Here is a 19,685-nt window from a genome sequence, read left to right on the forward strand (position 1 = left end):
GGAGACCAAAATCTTGGGAATAGAACTACGCAGTTTTGTGTTTCTCGACAGCCTGCAACCTCAACATGCAGCATATATGGGAACAGTAGCCCAAGGTTTCTTACCATTACCAGGAGATACATCATTGTGGATTGAAATCTCACCTGGTATCGAAATTAATAAAATTACAGACGTAGCCCTAAAAGCTGCTTCTGTGCGTCCGGGAGTACAGGTAGTTGAACGTTTATATGGTCTATTAGAAGTTCATTCTGGCTCCCAAGGTGAAACGCGAGCCGCAGGTCAAGCCATTTTAGCAACACTGGGAGTCAGAAGAGAAGAATGTCTCAAACCGCGTGTTGTTTCCAGCCAAATTATTCGCAACATCGATGCTTACCAAACACAACTTATCAATCGCACGCGCCGGGGACAGCTTTTATTAGCAGGACAAACGCTATACGTATTAGAAGTAGAACCTGCTGCTTATGCCGCCTTGGCTGCAAATGAAGCAGAAAAATCGGCGTCGATTAACATTCTTGAAGTGCAAGCCGTAGGCAGTTTCGGAAGGCTTTACTTGGGTGGAGAAGAACGAGATATTTTAGCAGGTGCAGCGGGAGCGTTAACGGCCATTGAAAGTGTACCTGGTCGAAATCCTCAAAGTGGGCGTCAGGAATGAAGAGTGGTGAATGGGAAGTGGGGGGATGAGGGCGACAAGGAGAGAAGTCTGAGCGCCGGCTTCCGGCGATCGGAACTTCGGGGAGACAAGGGAGATGAGGAGAATAACTCCTAACTCCTAACTCGTAACTCAGCACTAATAATGGTAAAGGAGAGAAAATGGCAAATCAAGAGCATCTGGGTTTACTCAAAGCAGGTGCAGTTATATGGACTGAGTGGAGAGAGAAAAATCCCGATATTCAACCAGACCTCAGCTTAGCAAACTTGCAAGGGGATAACCTTAGAGGTGCAAATCTCCAAGGGGTAAACTTGAACAAGGGAGATTTAGCTAATGCTTTACTTGTGCGGGCAAACCTCAGCAATGCTGAATTTAGCGGTGCAAACTTTTACAAAGCCTTGCTGATTGAAGCTAATCTGAGTTCGGCTAACTTCAGTGTTGCTAACTTGAGCGGTGCTAAACTTTCACAGGCAGATCTGAGCGATGGCAATTTTATTGGTGCTGATTTGAGTGAAGCGGATCTTAGAGGTGCTGCGATCGCTCATGCTAATCTTATTGGCACTGACTTAAAAAACGCTAACTTGAGAGATGCGGATTTAGATGCAGCAAAACTGATTCGAGCTAATCTCTGTTTTGCTAACCTCATTGAAGCTAACTTGATTGGAGCTGATTTGAGCGAGGCCAGCTTATACGAGGCGGAAATGTTGGGGGCTTATCTTTACAAAACTGATTTGTATAAAGCTAATTTGACTAAAGCTCACCTGAGTGGCGCATATTTGTTGTCTGCTAACTTGAATGAGGCAGACTTAAGCCAAGCAGATTTGAGTTGGGCTAACCTCAGACGAGCTAATTTGGCAGGGGCAAATCTGAGAAAAGCGAACCTCAGAGGAGCCGACTTAAGAGGAGCTAATCTCAGCGGTGCCAATCTTCAAGAAGCAATTATGCCCGATCTCAAATTTGGTTTTGGAAAACTCAAAAAGTGTATTGTGTAATTAGGAAAAAGCTAAGTAAAATGAATGGTTGAACAACCATATCAAAGAAAGCACATCTAGAAAGCCATTTGATTGCAGAAGAACTCAAGCGGCGCTATATTTATGCATCAGACCCAGTAGAATTGAGAAGATCGCATCTGCTGTGGATGATATGTAGTGGGTGGACTTTGAACAAGGTAGCAAAGGCGATCGTCGAGCATTTAAATCGGTATTTGGCCCGTCTCAGAATCACTCTCACCCAAATATTGCATTAACATTGACTCTAATTGAAATACTCGAATTGGTTTGACAAGATAGTCGTTAGCACCAGCTTGCACAAGAGAAATTTTCTCTTCTGAAAGTTCGCCAAAGCCCATTATTATTACCTGCAAATCTTGTAAATAAGGCTCTTGTCTCAGAATATTTAATAAATCCCAACCACTAGCATCGCCTACTAACTGGACATCCAGCAAAATTAAATCTGGCTTTAGAATTTGCACCTGCTTTAAAAAATCATCGTTGCTATTAACCCACTTGACTTCGTAGCTAATTGTTTGGAGATAATCTTTTAGCACAATACCAGTATTTTGCTCGTCTTCCACAAGCAAAATAGTTTTATTTTGAGGAATGGCTAGAGAAGGCAATGTAGAGACAGTACAATTTTCTCCTTCATCGGCCTCATCTTCCAAATGCAATCGATTTGGTAGAAATAAAGTAAACTGACTACCTTCTCCTAAAGTGGATGTGACAGTCACATCTCCACCATGCAAACGCGCTAATTTGCGTGTCAAAGCTAAACCCAAACCCGTGCCTTCATACTGTCGATTTAGCTTACTATCAAGTTGTTTAAACGGTTCAAATAAAAATTGAAACTGGCTTGAGTCAATCCCAATTCCAGTATCTGAAACTATAAATTTCATGCCTTGCGGTAACTTTTTGACTACCAGAGATACCTCACCACTTGGGGTGAATTTAACCGCATTGGCGAGGAGATTAAGTAGCATTTGTTTGATCCGTCGTTCATCAGCAATGCAAGTATCTGCTTCGGGATCGATTTCATATGTGAGTTGCAATCCCTTTTCCAAAGCCCCGTCGCGCACTGTCGATATGGCATAGTTACATATCTCTGACACCGACAAAGGTAAAAGCAACAATTCTTCTTTACCTGCTTCTACCTTAGACAAATCCAGAATATCGTTAATCACCGCCAGTAACTGTTCGCCACTAGTGTATATACAATTGATGTATTCCTTCTGTTTTTCATTGAGAGAGCCAACTATTTCTTGTTGTAGCAATTGCGATAAACCCATGATCGCATTTAGAGGCGTTCGCAGCTCGTGGCTCATGGTTGCTAAAAATTCACTTTTGGCTCGACTCGCTGCTTCTGCTGCTTCTTGGGAAGCACGTAGTTTCAGTTCTGTTTGCTTGCGTTCAGTAATGTCCTCAATCATCGCTAGAAAAAACTCAGGTTGGCCATCGCTATCTGGAATGACAGAAACAGAGATATGAGTCCAAACTAAGCTACCATCTTTATGTGGGCAGCGTCTTTCCATTTCAATACGATGTCTATCTGCGGGTTGTTCTTTGACTTCAACCTTTGAAGTTTTTTCTAAATCCGTGCGAATTTGCGATACCAATTGTTTGTAAATCTCTAAATCGCCTTTTTGCGTGCAAACGTAATTTGTAAAGCGTTTGCCGTATAACTCTTCTCGGCTATATCCTAATATCTCGCACAGTGTCACATTTATATCGACTATCTGCGCTTTCATATCTATAAGCGCAATTCCAATAGAAGAACGCTCAAAAATTGCCCTAAATTGTGCCTCACTCTGTCGCAGGGCTTCTTGTGCAGCATTCCGCTGATTTGCTTCCATAGCCAAGGCGACGAAATCTGCAATTGAGCCGGCAAAAGTTTCTTCCTCCAAAGTCCATTGACGACCTTCGCCTATGTGTTCGTGACAGACTACGCCTACCAAACGTCCCTCTAGCCAAATTGGTGCATCCAGTAGGGATGTGATACCAAAAACAGAAAGATAAGACTGCGATAATTCTTGGGTTCTGATATCGTTTCTAGCATCATCTATAGCAATGCTACGTTCTTGTTCTAAAGCTTGAAAATAAGCGGGATAATTTATTTTGAAAAGCGAACTACCAAAGCTATGTTCTTTAGTATTGGCATCGTATAAATCGATGCATTCCATTTTTGAGCGTTCTTGATTATATAACCACACCCCGACTCGCTCGACAGAGAGCGTAGCAGCAGCAGTTTCTGTGATTTCCCTGATGGCCGCATTCAGATTACCCTGCTGAAATGTTTTGCTCCTTGCCAGTTTTACCAACGTCTGGCTTTGTTTTCGCCGGCCACCTTCCCTGATTTGTAAACCCTCTTGGGCTTCGTTATGCTCTGTGATATTTCTAGCAGCGACCACTTGCATCAGTTGTCCTCAAGAAGAAATAATTTTGCCTCGCAGTTCTACGGAAACTATAGAACCGTCTTTGTATAACTACAATTACTCCATAGGGTTTTTCATAACCGGAAACTATATTTGTTTTAATGAAATTTTCTGATTTCGGAATGACGAGTTCCAAACTAGAATTTGCCAATCAGTTCTGTATCTTTATACCAGTCTTTTTTGCCCCAATGAATCATAATTGGCATCTAAAATCATTTAGCTATGAAGTAGTATAGTCTTTTTAAAAGTTGGCTTCCACAGCCAATGTATTCATTACATCACCTAAGCAAGTCAGCGTAAATAACTATCGTTGGTATAAGCCAGAGAGCAAGGAGGGAAAGGAGTTTGAGCTTTGTTTACTTTTCTTCACATACTTTGGTTTTATTTTGCTGATTTACTTAATTATCATAAATGCTACCTTGATACCAACTGATACCGCTTGTGAGCTTTAGATTGTTAGTTTGTCCAGACTAGCAGAAAATCCTTGAATTCCCCTACAGAAAGATATCTAATGACTTGAATTTTGCGAGAATTAAGTTAATGGTAGCTGTTGCAAAGGTGGAAGGATGATAGATAGTAATGTAAGAATTGTTTCGTTAATCCCCGGTGGAACAGAGATTTTAGCGGCATTAGGATTGGTTAATGCTATTGTAGGGCGATCGCACGAATGCGATTACCCCCCAGAAATCCAAAATCGCCCCATTTGTACCCAAGCACGTCTAAACTCCAATGCCTCCAGCAGCCAAATTCACGATGAGGTAAACAATTTGCTGCAATCTGCTCTTAGTATCTATCAAATAAAAACAGATGTTTTAGAGCAGTTGCAGCCGACTCACATTCTCACTCAAGACCAGTGTGATGTCTGTGCTGTCAGCTTACACGAAGTTGAAAAAGCGGTTGCTACAGTACTTGAGAGCCAACCTCAGATTATTTCTTTACAACCCAATATTCTCCAAGATATTTGCGCTGACATTGAGCGAGTAGGCAACATCTTCGGCGTAGACTCAGTAAAACTCATAGAAAATTTAGAGGCTCGCATCAAAATTTGTCAGCAAAGAATCCAAGGACTTGATTTAAATGAGCTGCCCAGCGTCGCTTGCATCGAGTGGATAGATCCTTTGATGGTAGCAGCAAATTGGATTCCGGAATTAGTCAACTTGTGTGGAGGGCAATCTCTGTTTAGTGTCGCCGGTCAACCTTCTCCTCAGTTACCGTGGGAAACACTAATAGCAAGTAATCCTGATGCGATTGTTTTTATGCCTTGCGGCTTTGATTTAAACCGCACCCGCCAAGAAGCCCAGCTGTTAACTCAACTTCCAGAATGGCAACAACTACACGCTACCAAAACTGGTAGGGTCTACATCACTGATGGCAATTCTTACTTCAATCGTCCAGGGCCGCGACTGGTAGACTCTCTAGAAATTTTGGCAGAAATTTTACATCCAGAAATTTTTCAATACGGTTATAAAGGAACTGGTTGGGAACTTTTGTAAAGAACAATTCAGGAGTCAGAATTCAGTATTTAGTATCAATTTCACTCTCAGTGAATGATTAGATTTAAAATCTTGCGGCTTTAGAATTGGCGGATGAATCAATGGGTTTAAGCCACCATCACATCTATAGATTTGGTGGTTCTGTGTGATAGATTTTAATCACCTACGAAGATGAATTGCGGCTCTTGAATTCTTCAACGTGTTTGTTCGGAATCAGATTCTGCTTCATTGTTAAATAACAGTAGACGTGCAGCGAGAATGGCAAATCCCACAGCAGCGATCGCTTTCATGAATCGTGTAGGTAATAATTCCGCCACTGCTCCTCCTGCTAATGCTCCCAAAAGGCTTGTCAATACTAGTGCTGCTGCTGTGCCAAAAAATACAGCACGTGGAGATTGACAACGCCCTGTAAGGGCGATGGCCGCTAGCTGACTTTTGTCACCTAATTCCGATAAAAAAACTGTAATAAAACTCAGTCCGAGAAGATGCCAATCCATATTATTAAGGGGGAAGTAAGGGAGACAGACGCGGGGACGCAAAGAAATAACTAATGACAAATGACCAATGACTAATGACCAATAAATACATCCCAAAATAGCATTAGAGAAATCAACAACAACATTACACCTGCTGATTTTTCTACGGTTTTTGGGCTGAGTCGGCTGGCTATCCAACTACCTAAAAGTACACCTAATAAGCTGGTAGTTATGAGCGCAGCCGCAGATCCAATAAATACTACCCACGGTGAATGAGATTCTGCACTCATTAACAGCGTCGATAACTGAGTCTTATCTCCAATTTCTGCTAAAAAGATAGTTATAAAAGTTGTACCAAAAACTACTAGCGCTGATTCCTGCTTTCGAGGATTATCGGCAACTACAGACTCAACTGGCAAGCACTGAGCAGAAGTTAAGTTAAAATCATTACTGTCTTTCAGTTCTAGCTCGATCTCAGATGGAGATATGCCAGAAATCCCTAAAGGTGCAGAGTCTAGTTTCACAAGCAATAGTTTTGTTGCTAGGTTGTTTTCATATTTCTATCATATTCTCAGATTTTTGTAATAAATTGCAACTCCAGACAAAAAAAGTGAGGATGGAGTGTCAATGGATTTTAAAATTTGGATTTTGGATCGATCGCGAGGATACTGACTCGCAAATAGATTTCCATTTATGCTGGTGTAGCATCGCACGTCAAAACCCAGACCCCAGGATTTTTCGGGATTCCAACAGATGTAGAGACGTTGCAATGCAACGTCTCTACCAACTATTTTCTGGATAACCGAAATCATCTAAAATCGGCACATCAAAAGCCAACAGCTTTATCAAACCTTAGTATTTCAAAACTGCGATCGCCATACACTCCTTCTATTTGCTGACGACAGCAATCAATGGCAAAGTCATTGAGTTCTTCTGCTTCAATGCCATACATATCTTGAAACACTTCTGACTCTACACGGCAGAAGCGCGGGCGATTTGGATAGATGCAGCACTCTCGTGTTGTATGGTCAAAATTAATGCACCATCCTCCTTCACCTACCATACTAAGGTAAAGTTCTAGTTCTGCTGGTGAGAGATACTCATCCAAATCTGGACGCTCTGCTGGATCTAGATGACAGCAGGCTCCACATTGCTTAACACATTGCCAAGTTGCCATTTGGGATTGGGGACTGGGGACTAGACATTATAGCGATTTTAGCTTGGATACAACACCTTGTAGGTAGCACAGCTATAGTATTGAACGTCCGTATTTTTGGCTCTAGAAAATAGTATTCTGGTTCTTATTTTTTATTCCTCAGTCCCCAGTATCCAGTCCCGATCGCTCACATTTTATGTTTTTTCTTATAATTTTGTTAAGTAAATTAAATTCTACAGCCCGCGGCCAGATATGATCGATTGCGGGTTTCCTAACTAAGTTATTGGCTTTTATAAACAGTTAGCAGGAGAAGAGAAAAAATGTTTGACGCTGTGTCTGATTTATTTAACGCTTTTACCAGCATCAATTGGGAAGTTATTTTCCAATTACTTTCTGTGGCGCTAATCGTGATTGCTGGGCCGGCGGTAATCTTTGTGCTGGCATTTCGTAACGGTAACCTTTAAGAACACTTTTAGCAAAAGTGGGGCGTCGAGCCAGTGCTGAGTGCTGAGTAACCACTGCGGTCATTTGGTCTCCAAATGTCGAGCAAGTGGCGTTGCTGAGTAAAAGAAATTAGGGAATTTAAAACTCAGAACTCATAACTCAGCACTGGGTAGTGATAATGCTTGCAGAGCTGCTTGGATAATACTGTCATACTGTGGTTGAGAAATATCAACTTCCTTGGCATCTTGACGATTAGTGCCAAGCAAACCGTTTAACTGTCCTGGTTGCATAGCCAAGACTTTGCCTTCAGGATTTTTAATTCTTAATTCTGCTGCCAAACCATTTTTATAGAAACCACAGGTATACTTTCGCTGGTTGTATTCAAAAATGGTGGTTGAAGAGGTAGGTGGCGAAACAAAAAATTGTTGAACCTGAATTGGTAATCTCGCACCTACTAACTCTAGCTCGATGGTAGTGTTACCGTTAAAGTGATTTTCTCGGAGTTTATAGGCGACATCCAACCGTGATGGTAGGCGGAAGTAATCGCGCCAACGCCAAGCGATCGCTTTAATTCTATACTGTTGACCATCAATAGTTTGGGCAATTGTTAGTTTAATGTGACCCTTACCAACAATTTGCTGTTCAATTACTTGCACATTAGGCGTCCAAAAGACGGGATCGGGATTGTCGATACCGCAAGGATGCAAAGCGTTAAGCTGTTGATAAAGCTGGCGGTTGATTTGATTGAGGTTGATTTCGGCATCAATTTTCAGCAGAGGCTTGAGATGTTGGGGTTCAAGACATCCATTGGCAAACTCAATCAAACGCGATCGCAATTTCTGTGAATTTTCTGCTGTTAGAGAAAATCCACCAGCCGCTTTGTGTCCGCCATATTTGCCTAGTAAGTCGTGACAATATTCCAAAGCTGCAAACACGTCAAACTCTGGAATTCCCCGTGCTGAACCGCGTATGTGTTGCTCATCTTCATAGGTACCAATAAACACAGGGACGCCGTAGCGTTCTACCAAGCGGGAGGCGACGATACCGATAACGCCGTGATGCCAATTCGGTTGGACAACAACTAATACGCGGTCTTTTTGTAAAGATGTTACATATAATGCCTCTACAACAGCGATCGCTTCTTGCTCAATTTGCTCGCACATCTGCTGGCGACTAATATTTATTTGTTCGCACTGCATTGCTCTTTCCAGCGCCAGCCCCATATCATCTGTAGTTAGCAGTTCAATCACAGTCAGGGGATCGCCAATCCGACCAATGGCATTAATTCGCGGCCCCAGACGAAATCCGATATCTTCAGGCTTTAGGGATTTTGGATTTTGGATTTTGGATTTTGGATTGGGAGTTTTCTCCTCTGCTCCTCTGCTCCCCTGCTCCCCTGCTCCCTCTTCCCTCGCCTGGACTCCAGCTACTTGAATTAACGCTTGGACTCCAGCTAATTCGGATTTTGGTAAATGCTGTAAACCGCGTTTCACCCAGCGGCGATTGACGCCAGTTAAGGGAGCTAAATCTGCGATCGTGCCCAGTGTAAACAGTGCTAACATCGGTTTAATTAAACCTTTAGTCTCTCCTAGCTGTTGTGCTAGAGACACTGCCAAAATATAGGCGACACCAACACCAGCAACACCCCGATAAGGTGAAGATTCGGCTATGAGTTTGGGGTTAAGGATCGCATTGGCTGGTGGTAGTTTTTGGGGAATGTCGTGGTGGTCGGTGATAATAACTGCAAGACCAAGTTCTCTAGCTCTAGCTACAGGTTCATATGCAGAGATCCCATTATCTACAGTGAGAATTAGTCCGACTCCTTCAGTATGAAATTCTTCAACTATACGTTTATTAATACCGTAACCTTCGTGCATCCGACTGGGAATAGCATAGTCTACTTGTGCGCCTAAAGTCCGTAGGCTACGCAAAAGTAAAGCAGTACTAGTCATGCCATCAGCATCGTAGTCACCACAAATAGCGATTTTGGTTTGAGAGGCGATCGCATTTTGCAATAACTCTATACTAATAGCCAAATCTGGAAATTCTTCTAAAGGAGAAGGCAAGACTAAAGACTCTGGCTCTAAAAATTCTTGTGCTGCTTTTGGCGTTTCAATCCCGCGATTAATTAACAGCTGGCTGATGATGGGTGAAAGATTTGTTTCAACTGCTAGCTTTTGAGCTAACTGAGTTTGTTGTCGATAAATCTGCCAACGCTGATTGGGTAAGGATGTAGTTTGTTTTAAGGATTCAGTTAAAGGTCGGTCTGGCACAATTTAATATTAAGAGTTTCCTTTTTGATAATAGCGATGCCTGGGTTGGGCTACGCCTCAATAACTTTTACCAAAACCCCAGCTTCAGCGCAATAATTATTTCATAACTCCTAATATTAGTTCTCCATCTAGATGCAGTTAATATTAAATGAATCGGCTTTCCTTCTCTACGAGACGCTGCACGAAGGGTACGCTATGCGTAGCGTCTCGTTTGCAGGTTAATTAGAAGAGTGCTAGTTTACACAGACTTGGTATAACCTTTAAAACACGTTGATTTTACCATCATCCATAATATACAACGAGCGATCGCCAGGATTACGCCAAGTCGGACGGAGTTCTAATCGCAATGTTCCAAAGTTCGGTTTTGAGACAATTGCTTGTAGTGACAAACCCGTTTCGCTCCAAAATATCAAAGATGTGTTTGGCTCAGTACCCTCTATTCCTTCTATGTTTAATTTCTGTCCCGGACTCAAAGATATCGCATCAGTCCCGGATGGTTTTTGGATTTTAATTAAATTGGGTGTGCTATTTACAACTTCAACTCGGATGTGCTGTCCCGGAGTAAATTGAATTGGACGCGAACCACACTTAGACGCACATGTTCCAGCCAAGCTAGCGCGGGGGCTATTAATGGATGCTGTAAGAATGGTAACTGCAATTAAAGCAAACGCCAGAGGTTTAAACATAATACACAGTATAAGTACTTAACTAAAATTTTACTTTAGTTAAGTACTTTCAAGCCTCAGCATATTTTCCAGAATTCAAAAGTAAAACAGCCTTTAAGCATATCTCCAGCTCAACCTAAAAAATAAGTCTTTTACCGGACATAATATTCAGCCGTCAGAATTCAGTTCGATATTCTGTATGACTAACGCTGACTAATTGACGCTGATTCCTAAATTCTGAATTCTTCTTTCTAACCGAAACGTCCACTGATATAGTCCTCAGCTTCTTTGGTTTGAGGAGAACTGAACATTTGCGCTGTTGGACTGAACTCGACTAATTTTCCGCGACGTTTGCCATACTCGTCAATTTCAGTATTGAAGAAAGCGGTGAAATCTGCGACTCTAGAAGCTTGCTGCATGTTGTGAGTCACCATGACGATGGTATATTGTTGCTTGAGTTCTAAGCACAATTCTTCTACTTGACGGCTAGAAATTGGGTCAAGAGCAGAGCATGGTTCATCCATTAATAATACATCTGGCTTCATCGCGATCGCTCTGGCAATACAAAGCCGTTGCTGTTGTCCCCCAGATAATGCAGTACCTTTCTCTTTGAGTTTGTCTTTGACTTCATCCCAGATGGCGGCGCGTCTCAAAGAATCTTCTACCAATTCATCAATATTACCTTTATAACCGTTAGAACGGGGGCCAAAAGCAATATTTTCGTATATTGACTTCGGGAAAGGATTCGGTCTTTGAAAAACCATTCCCACTTGGCGGCGTAATTTTACAGAATTGATATTGGGGTCATAAATATTGCGATCGCGATAATTCAATCTACCTTCTACCCTCGCTCCAGGGATTAAATCATTCATCCGATTGAAGCAACGCAACAAGGTACTTTTACCACATCCTGAAGGGCCGATAAAAGCAATAATTTGTTTTTCTGGAATTTTTAAATACACATCTAAAAGTGCCAAAAATCCACCGTAATATACTTTTACTCCTTCAGCATGGAATACTGTATTTGCTTGTTCTAATGTGGCGCTATCTCGTTGATTTCTGCTATTGCTATGTGACATTTTTTGTATCTCCAAATTTCCAGAAAAATTAGCCTATTAAGTATTCAATTTTTTTATTGGTTCTGAATTATCAATTTTGAGTTTTCGTCACTTATTTAATGTGTTGAAAAGCGTTGTCTGATATAAATTGCCACACCATTTAAGACTAAAATCAACAATAACAACGCAATAATTGTTGCTGCTGCTGCATTAGTAAAACCTGGTTCCGGACGAGTGATATAACTGTAAATTTGAATGGGTAACGCCATAAACCTTTGGAACAAACCAGGATCAAAGGTGAGAAAACCCACAGCGCCTACAACAATTAGAGATGCTGCATCACCAATAGCGCGGGATACAGAAATAATCACTCCAGTCAAAATACCGGGAATTGCATAGGGTATGACATGGCTGCTAATAGTTCGCCATTTAGTTACACCTAATCCATAAGAAGCATTTCGCAGGGAATCTGGGACAGCGCGAATCGCTTCTCTAGCCGTCACAATGATTACTGGTAAAGACAATAAAGATAAAGTCAATGCACCAGAAATCAAAGCGGGACCAAATCCCAGCAAATAATTGAAAACTCCTAAACCCAGCAATCCGTAAACGATAGAAGGTACACCAGCGAGATTGCTAATGTTAATTTCAATAATTGCTGTCCACCAAGCTTTAGGTGCATATTCTTCGAGATATAAAGCTGCTCCCACACCAACTGGAACAGTTACTAAAATCACAATAATCCCAAGAAGAACACTGCTGATAATAGCAGGACGAATGCCACCTTGGTCAGGGAAACGAGAAGGCGTTTCAGTGAGAAAGCCAGGTGATAAAAATCTGCCTAATCCATCCCGGAGAATATCAAAAAGTAGCAATGCTAGGATAAATAAACCAACTAGTAATCCTAATAAAAAAAGGACTTCAAATACTTTTCCTAGCGTTTCTCTCTTCTCAACATTATCAGTAAATTCTGCTGCTGAATCCCATGAATCATTTTGTTGAAAATTTGTAGCCATGCCTATTAATCGTATTTTTCTTTAAAGCGATTAGCAATCCAATAACTAACAATATTTAAAGTTAGTGTGATGAGAAACAAAACAGCGCCTACAGCATATAATGTCTTGAAATTGAGACTGCCACGCGGACTATCTCCACCAGAAATTTGTGCCATGTAAGCTGTCATAGTTTCTATAGATTCTGCAAAATTAAGAGTCAGTTTTGGCTGTAGTCCGGCGGCGATGAGAACAGTCATTGTTTCACCCACAGCACGAGAAATACCCAAAATAATCGAGGCGATAATTCCAGAAAGTGCTGCTGGGAGGACTACTTTAAAAATGGTTTCCAGTTTAGTGATACCGATAGCATAAGCTCCTTCTCGTAAAGAACGGGGAACAGCTCGAATAGCATCTAAGCTGATAGAACCAACTGTAGGAGTAATCATTACTCCCATCATTAACCCGGCACTTAAGGCGTTAAAAATTTCCAGAGGGATAATATTCCGCAGTAATGGGGTAACAAATAATAGCGCAAAATATCCATAGACTACGGTTGGAACCCCTGCTAAAAGTTCTACTGCCGGACGTAAAATTGCTGCTACTTTTGGTTTGGCATATTCACTCAAATAAATGGCGGAAGATAAACCTAAAGGAATAGCCACTGCCATAGCGATCGCAGTAGTTAAGAAAGTACCATTAATTAAAGGCCAAACGCCAAAATGTCTCTCTGCAAATAGCGGTGTCCACTTAGTATCTAGAAAAAATTGTGCAAAGGAAACTTCTTGGAAAAAACCAAATGTTTCTTGAAAGATAATTATGACAATTCCAAAGGTAGTCAAAACTGAAACTAAAGCACAGGCAAATAAAATTGCTGCCACAATCTTTTCTGATATATCTTCAGATGCCTTTTTTTCCAGTGACTGTCTAGATAATAGATAAGGATCTTCTTCAAAATTTGTATTTGTCATAAACACGAGCTTATCTAAATAAAGTTTGTAATCGGTTCCCCTGGTTTTGCTTTTTTAAATTTTGTTCCAGTTTCTTCCCTACCAAATTTTTGTTTTACTTTGACATAGGCCTCATCAGGTAGTGCAACATAACCAACGCTATCTACCCATTTCCAAGAATTGTCTAGATAAAAATCTACAAATTCTTTGACTGCTGGTTTAGTGTCTAAAGATTTTTTACTCACGTAAAGAAACAGAGGTCGAGACAAAGGCGTGTAGATATTTTTGATTACATTATCCACAGGAATCGGTTTTTGACATTTTCCCAAAGGACTTTCTACACCAACTAAATTAAGTTTTTCTTGGTTTTGAATGTAGTAAGATATACCTACATAACCTAATGAAAATTCATCTCCTGACACACCTTGTACTAGCAAATTTTGATTGTGGCTGGGAGTGTAGTCTGTACGACCGTTCTTAGCTTTGCCAGTCACAGCTTGAGTCATATAATCGAATGTTCCAGTATCTGATGCCGGAGCATATAACTTGAGTTTTTCATTAGGAAATTTGGGATTTACTTGGTTCCAACTTAGTATTTTGCCGTCTGATTTAGCACTCCAAATCTTATTTAATTCCTTGATAGTTAGACATTTGGCAAAGTTATTTTTTTTATTAGCAATCACGGCAATGCCATCTAAAGCTACAGGCAACTCAACAAAGTCAATATTCTTACTTTGACATTTTTTAATTTCTTCATCTCTAATGGTACGAGAAGCACCAGCTATATCAATGTCACCATTACAAAATTTACTGAAACCACCACCAGTACCACTTGAGGCCACACTTACTTTAGCATCAGGTTTGCCTTTGCCATATTCTTCTGCAACTGCTAAAGAAATAGGAAAACCTACAGCTGCACCATCAATACTTACTTGACTTTTTAATTCTTGTCCGCTGTTACAAGCACTGATGCTACCAGCAATAAGCGTGATAGAGGTTAGCAAGATGCTATTTTTGAATCGGAGGCTAAAGCTCATAAATTATCAATTGAGGTAGAGTAACACAAATACCTGATACTTTGTATCTACTGGCATCTAGAAAATACTGCATTAACAATTAAGACTTATGCTTTTTTTCCAGCTATAGCCTTATCAAAAATCGCCCCATCTCCAAAAAACTTTTTCTCGATATTATCCCAGCCGCCTAAATCTTGAGACGTGAATAATGTATCTACTTGCGGATATTCAGATAATACTTCTTGGGCAACAGTGGGGTTAACAGGACGATATTGTAATTTAGCAAATTCTCGTTGAGCGTCTGTTGAGTAAAGGTAATCAACAAATGCTTGTGCGACTTTTCTTGTCCCGTGCTTATCAACATTTTTATCGACTATCGCAACAGGGTTATCAATAGAAATATTAATTTTTGGGACTACATAAGGCAGTTTTCTCCCAGCCTTTTCTGCCAAAATTACTTCATTCTCGTAGGTAATTAAGACATCTCCTTGACCTTTTTGGAAAAATAAATCGCTAGCCTCACGAGCATCTTTTGTTAATGGGGGGGTGTTTTTATAAACCTTGGCGACATAATCTAATGCTGTTGTTTCGTCACCTCCTGCTTGAGTTATTGAACCCCACAAAGCTAAGAATTCCCAAATAGCAATACCAGAGGTTTTTGGGTTAGCCGCAATCAACGTCACTCCATCTTTTGCTAAGTCTTGCCAAGTATAAATATTTTTCGGATTACCTTCGCGGGTGACAATAGTAGCAACCGATCTGCTAACGATGCCATTTCTGGGCGATTTGATTTCCCAACCCGCTTTAATCAAACCTGCTTGCTGAATTTTACTTACATCCAGAGGAAGTGCTAAATGTACGATATCTGCTTCTTGTGAACCTTCGATGACAGCAGATGTTTGAGCGCCAGAACCTCCATAACTTTGCTCAAATATGACGTTTTGATTGTGTTCTTGCTTCCACTTTTCTACAAATTTAGGAATTATTTGGTCATGAGCCGCTTTTGTAACGGAAAAGGAAACCAGCCTCAGCTTTACATCAGCATTGTTAGCTGAACTGCTTCCACAGGAGGCAACTAACATACTCAAAACAGCACCTATGACCAACAAACTCGCGAAGCTTTGGATAGTACGCCCATTCAACCAATTTCTAATTCGGCGTTGATACCAAAATTTCATAACTTGCAAAGCTTTGTGCCGATAAATCTGCATTGCCTGAGCTAGGTAATTACCCACTTGTGTATGTTGTTGCGGCTGGCTCATTAGAATTCACCCCTAAATCTACGGTATTTCTAGACAAATACCGTAAAAAGAATTATAGGGTAAATACAACAAAAATTTTCATCTGACTTCAATTTTTTTTACTGTAGATATAGGTATTTTTAAATAGAGTACATCCTACTAGCTACACCAATGGTCAGAGTATATTTGTGTGAGTCCGAGCAAGAGAAGGAAGTTTAACAAACTTCAAACTTTCAGCCTTTTGCAGTAATAAATGAGTAGAGATACTTATCAAGGTAGGCTAACGCAACTTAATATTAGCATTTACAGAGATACCTGACTGTAAAGTAACTTGACGCTGATTAGTCTTTGTCTTTGCACCCGCGATCGCCTAAATAATTTAAATACAAGTAATAAATAATACTTAAAGATAAATATTCAACATCGAAATTTAAAAATTACAGCCTTAGATTTAAGTAGTAATCCGGTTATTTAATTTTATTTAAGTAGCTATTATGTCAATTAATATGGTATTAATTTGGCAAATACTGGTTCAGTTAGTTTCCTATTCACAATAGGTTCTCATTTCAGCAGATATTACTTTAGGTAATACTGAAATTTTGCCTATCTTTGTATTAAGAGTAAATTGTCAATATAAGATAAATATAAGGCTACTAATGACTCATAGCAACAACAGAATAGCATCTCAAGAACAAGAATCTTTAATTAAAAACTTTCTGCAAGAATCCAATGGTGACTGGTGTTCTTTGCGACGCTATTATGCACTGCCAAATGGCAAAATTAAGGAAATAACAAAAACTGTTACTATGCGGTTTCTAGATCGAGGAAGTTCTGAATTAATCGACTTGGCAAAACTGCATGAATTAGATGAAAGTGCCCAACTAAGTTGTGGTTCCTATGTTGAATGGAACACAGTAGATTCAGAAACAGGCGAGCAAGGTTCTAAGCGTTGGACAGTATTAGGTAGCTTAGGAACAACTATGTATTTTGGTCGTAATTTTCCTGTTCCTAAGTTAGTCGTAGCTGAATACTACTTTCGAGATCCTAAAACAATATACTTGTGGACAGAAGAAAATGGCGCTCTTTTTGAAGAAGAATTAAAAATGATTGGGAAGAAATATCGCACCCGACAAACTGTGATTTCTCGTGGTGGCGAACAGCAAATGATAGCTCAATATCTAGAAAAAATCATTCAATAAATTTTACTGCTTTGAAAATCAGTTTACTCAATTAAAAATGCCAGATAACAGTAAAAAATTTTGTTATAGGAGACTCAGAGATCGCTCAAATAATTGCTCTCTATTGGCCTCCCAATAATTTGCAGCTTGTTTCGTATTCATTGACAAAAGTTTTGGCTCTCCCAAATCCCAAATATCTTCAGGAGTAGTCGGAGTAATTCCCAAACATTTGATAATTTCTGTAGCGATCGCTCTTGCTAATGGTGGCGGAACTGCATTCCCTACCTGTCTTGCACCATGCCATTTAGTAATATGAAAACGAAACCAATCGGGAAACCCATGTAATCGCGCCATTTCCCGTACCGTGATGCAGCGAGGCTGACTATAATGAATAGGCCTTGGAGAAGTATGGGCGCCATGAGCAGCATCAGTTCCGGCTCTTAAAGTGTTGGCTATGCCATTTTTTGCAAGTTTGAAGAAGTGAGAAATAGGTTCTTTTTTTCCCTCTTCTGTAGCTAAAAATCTATCGCGTGAAATTTGCGAATGATTAGTTCTCATACTAGAAGTCAAAACAAAACTATTCCAATTTCTCCTATAGCCAAAATGCCAACTTCTATCATCTAAACATCTCATCTCTCGTGCATATTTGCTGGGATTATTCCATTTTTGTGTTTCTACAGAATCACTGTATAATAATTCCTCAAATTCTTCTGCTTCTGGCAAATCTCCAAGGGCATCCCAACAAGAAGGAGTAGGAAATAATATAGGATGGGCTAAGGTTTCACAAATTTGTTTACTAGATGGAGTAGGATACTCAGGCAAGACAAAACCTTTTTTTGCACCAATGAGAAATAATCTTTCTCGCCTTTGCGGTATTCCATAATCAGCAGCATTCAAAACTTTCCAAGGCAAACAAACTTGATAGCCATTTTCGCTGAAAGTTTCGATTAGTTCAGATAGAAAATATTTATGTTTTCCTGCTGTCAAACCTTTAACATTCTCAAAAACAAAATAAGAAGGTTTTAATTCTAAGACAATTCTGATAAAATCTTTGACTAAAAAATTTCTGGGATCGTCTAATGCTCTGCGACCTATATACGAGTAACCTTGACAGGGCGAACCAGAAATTATAGTTTCGATATTTTGGTCGCCAATTCCAGTTTTTTCTCGGATTTCTTTACCCGATAATTCAGTTATCGAACAAGGTAATACAACGCAATGAGGGAAATTAAACTTATGAACGACTGCATGAACTGGATCGATTTCAACAGCAGCTTTCACATCAAAACCAGCTTGTTCAAATCCTAAACTTAGCCCACCTGCACCAGCAAATAAATCTATTACTATTGGTCTTTTTGGCTGCTCTTTCATTTTTTTATGGGCATGGGGCATTGGGCATTGGGCATCGGGCATTGGTTATTAATTTTTTATCCCTCATTCCCTCGTCTCCCTCATCTTCCCCACTCCCTACTCTGTACAGACACGATTAATCGCGTCTTTTCCCACTCCCTCTAACATTCCCAAAATTTCTTGAGCAGCCCGATCGCACACGCCAATTTCTCCCAAATTACGTTGCATTTCCTGGTAATCTGCCAAAGTTTGTTGCCTGCGAATTGGATTGACTAGTAATTCCATAGCTGCTTGGATAATATTCTCTGGTGTGGCTTCCTCTTGTAAAAATTCTGGCACAATTGGCTTCATCGCGACTAAATTGGGTGGCGATGCAAAAGTTATGGAACCTTTGAGGAATTTACGAGCTATCCAAGCGGTAATGGGATTTAGGCGATAAACTACGACTTGCGGGACGTTTAACAACGCAAGTTCTAAGTTGACGGTACCAGATTTGCTAATGGCTAAATCCGCAGCAGCAAAGACTTCCTTTTGTTGGCCTGATACAACTTTAGCCCGCAAACCGTAATGCTCAATTGCCTTTTCAATTGGCTGCCTGTAGATTTCTAAAGACAAGGGAATCCAAAAATGAACTTCGGGCAATTTAGCCTGAATAGTTTGGGCAGCTTGAAAAATAATTGGTAAAAGATATTTTAATTCTTGGCGGCGAGAGGCGGGGAGTAGAGCGATCGCAATTTGTTCTGGCTCAATCCCCAGTGTTGCGCGGGCCGCTTCCCGGCTAGGAGCATCTTGCATCCGATCGACTAAAGGATGCCCTACCCAACTAACTTCTGCTCCTTGCTGGCGATAGTAACGGGCTTCTTCTGGAAAAATTGCCAATAGCTTGTCTGTGAAACCGATAATTCGGTTAGTTCTACGCAAACTCAACGACCAAGCCCATTCTTGGGGAGCGATGTAGTATACCACAGGCACGTGTGGTAAATTTTGTTGCATAAAAGTGCCGATCCCCAAATTTGGACTCATGTAGTCAATCAGCACTACCAAGTCTGGTGGATTTTGTTTTAGATAAGCGATCGCTCGTCGTTGCACTTGGAGAGTCGGCAAAACATAAGGTAGCCCCTCCAGAATACCCATTGAGCCAATACTACTAGTATTACCCAGTAAAGTTGCCCCAACCTGCTGCATTTTCTCGCCACCCAAAGCCAAAATCTCCAATTCCAACCCCATCGCCACAGCTTGACGCTTGAGTGCTGTAATTAGCAGCGACCCTTGCAAATCGCCAGATACTTCGCCAGTGCTGATAAATATCCGCATTTGATA

At 40.6% G+C, this 19,685-nt stretch carries 18 protein-coding genes; 5 read left to right on the forward strand and 13 right to left on the reverse strand.

Annotated features, from left to right (window positions below; all coding sequences use genetic code 11):
• Positions 1 to 13 precede the first annotated feature (13 nt).
• Positions 14 to 652, forward strand: a complete 639-nt coding sequence (locus tag NSTC745_RS34045; protein ID WP_096537554.1) for a hypothetical protein — start codon at positions 14 to 16, stop codon at positions 650 to 652.
• A gap of 158 nt (positions 653 to 810) precedes the next feature.
• Positions 811 to 1,641: a pentapeptide repeat-containing protein gene (locus NSTC745_RS34050; protein WP_445634969.1), complete on the forward strand. Its 831-nt coding sequence runs from the start codon at positions 811 to 813 to the stop codon at positions 1,639 to 1,641.
• Between the two features lie 200 nt (positions 1,642 to 1,841).
• Here NSTC745_RS34050 and NSTC745_RS34055 read toward each other — a convergent pair whose 3' ends face one another.
• On the reverse strand, positions 1,842 to 4,055 hold the full coding sequence (locus NSTC745_RS34055) for a PAS domain S-box protein (protein WP_445634970.1): 2,214 nt from the start codon (positions 4,053 to 4,055) through the stop codon (positions 1,842 to 1,844).
• Positions 4,056 to 4,639: 584 nt separating this feature from the next.
• Here NSTC745_RS34055 and NSTC745_RS34060 point away from each other — a divergent pair.
• Positions 4,640 to 5,566, forward strand: a complete 927-nt coding sequence (locus tag NSTC745_RS34060; RefSeq protein ID WP_445634971.1) for a cobalamin-binding protein — start codon at positions 4,640 to 4,642, stop codon at positions 5,564 to 5,566.
• A gap of 194 nt (positions 5,567 to 5,760) precedes the next feature.
• On the opposite strand, the gene NSTC745_RS34065 is transcribed toward NSTC745_RS34060, so the two are convergent.
• From NSTC745_RS34065 to NSTC745_RS34075, 3 genes are all read right to left on the reverse strand, one after another.
• Positions 5,761 to 6,063: a TMEM165/GDT1 family protein gene (locus tag NSTC745_RS34065; protein WP_096537549.1), complete on the reverse strand. Its 303-nt coding sequence runs from the start codon at positions 6,061 to 6,063 to the stop codon at positions 5,761 to 5,763.
• A 71-nt stretch (positions 6,064 to 6,134) separates the two neighbouring features.
• On the reverse strand, positions 6,135 to 6,566 hold the full coding sequence (locus tag NSTC745_RS34070; RefSeq protein ID WP_096537548.1) for a TMEM165/GDT1 family protein: 432 nt from the start codon (positions 6,564 to 6,566) through the stop codon (positions 6,135 to 6,137).
• A 302-nt stretch (positions 6,567 to 6,868) separates the two neighbouring features.
• Positions 6,869 to 7,219, reverse strand: a complete 351-nt coding sequence (locus NSTC745_RS34075) for a YkgJ family cysteine cluster protein (RefSeq protein WP_445634972.1) — start codon at positions 7,217 to 7,219, stop codon at positions 6,869 to 6,871.
• A gap of 299 nt (positions 7,220 to 7,518) precedes the next feature.
• On the opposite strand from NSTC745_RS34075, the gene psb30 reads away from it, so the two are divergent.
• Positions 7,519 to 7,662 (forward strand): photosystem II reaction center protein Ycf12/Psb30, encoded by a 144-nt coding sequence (gene psb30, locus NSTC745_RS34080; protein WP_069068686.1) that lies wholly within the window; start codon positions 7,519 to 7,521, stop codon positions 7,660 to 7,662.
• Between the two features lie 132 nt (positions 7,663 to 7,794).
• Here psb30 and NSTC745_RS34085 read toward each other — a convergent pair whose 3' ends face one another.
• The 7 genes from NSTC745_RS34085 to NSTC745_RS34115 all read right to left on the reverse strand — a co-directional run bounded on the left by NSTC745_RS34085 (position 7,795) and on the right by NSTC745_RS34115 (position 15,858).
• Entirely contained in the window at positions 7,795 to 9,915 is a 2,121-nt protein-coding gene (locus NSTC745_RS34085) for a single-stranded-DNA-specific exonuclease RecJ (RefSeq protein WP_445634973.1), read from the reverse strand.
• A gap of 260 nt (positions 9,916 to 10,175) precedes the next feature.
• The gene (locus NSTC745_RS34090) at positions 10,176 to 10,601 is read right to left on the reverse strand and encodes a hypothetical protein (protein ID WP_445634974.1); all 426 of its coding nucleotides are present in this window, start codon (positions 10,599 to 10,601) and stop codon (positions 10,176 to 10,178) included.
• Positions 10,602 to 10,831: 230 nt separating this feature from the next.
• The gene (gene pstB, locus NSTC745_RS34095) at positions 10,832 to 11,659 is read right to left on the reverse strand and encodes a phosphate ABC transporter ATP-binding protein PstB (protein WP_445634975.1); all 828 of its coding nucleotides are present in this window, start codon (positions 11,657 to 11,659) and stop codon (positions 10,832 to 10,834) included.
• Positions 11,660 to 11,754: 95 nt separating this feature from the next.
• The gene (gene pstA / locus NSTC745_RS34100; RefSeq protein WP_445634976.1) at positions 11,755 to 12,654 is read right to left on the reverse strand and encodes a phosphate ABC transporter permease PstA; all 900 of its coding nucleotides are present in this window, start codon (positions 12,652 to 12,654) and stop codon (positions 11,755 to 11,757) included.
• 5 nt (positions 12,655 to 12,659) lie between these two features.
• Complete coding sequence (gene pstC / locus NSTC745_RS34105) at positions 12,660 to 13,601, reverse strand: phosphate ABC transporter permease subunit PstC (protein ID WP_445634977.1); 942 nt, start codon at positions 13,599 to 13,601, stop codon at positions 12,660 to 12,662.
• A gap of 14 nt (positions 13,602 to 13,615) precedes the next feature.
• Entirely contained in the window at positions 13,616 to 14,617 is a 1,002-nt protein-coding gene (locus tag NSTC745_RS34110; RefSeq protein WP_445634978.1) for a PstS family phosphate ABC transporter substrate-binding protein, read from the reverse strand.
• A gap of 86 nt (positions 14,618 to 14,703) precedes the next feature.
• Positions 14,704 to 15,858, reverse strand: a complete 1,155-nt coding sequence (locus tag NSTC745_RS34115; protein WP_445634979.1) for a sulfate ABC transporter substrate-binding protein — start codon at positions 15,856 to 15,858, stop codon at positions 14,704 to 14,706.
• A 635-nt stretch (positions 15,859 to 16,493) separates the two neighbouring features.
• Between NSTC745_RS34115 and NSTC745_RS34120 the strand changes: the two genes are divergently transcribed.
• Entirely contained in the window at positions 16,494 to 17,036 is a 543-nt protein-coding gene (locus tag NSTC745_RS34120; RefSeq protein WP_445634980.1) for a phycobiliprotein lyase, read from the forward strand.
• 63 nt (positions 17,037 to 17,099) lie between these two features.
• Here NSTC745_RS34120 and NSTC745_RS34125 read toward each other — a convergent pair whose 3' ends face one another.
• A complete protein-coding gene (locus tag NSTC745_RS34125) occupies positions 17,100 to 18,386 on the reverse strand; it encodes a DNA cytosine methyltransferase (protein ID WP_445634981.1) in 1,287 nt (428 codons plus the stop codon).
• A gap of 96 nt (positions 18,387 to 18,482) precedes the next feature.
• Positions 18,483 to 19,679 (reverse strand): lipid-A-disaccharide synthase, encoded by a 1,197-nt coding sequence (gene lpxB / locus NSTC745_RS34130; protein WP_445634982.1) that lies wholly within the window; start codon positions 19,677 to 19,679, stop codon positions 18,483 to 18,485.
• Between the last annotated feature and the right edge of the window lie 6 nt (positions 19,680 to 19,685).

It is taken from the genome of Nostoc sp. DSM 114161 (assembly GCF_052692665.1).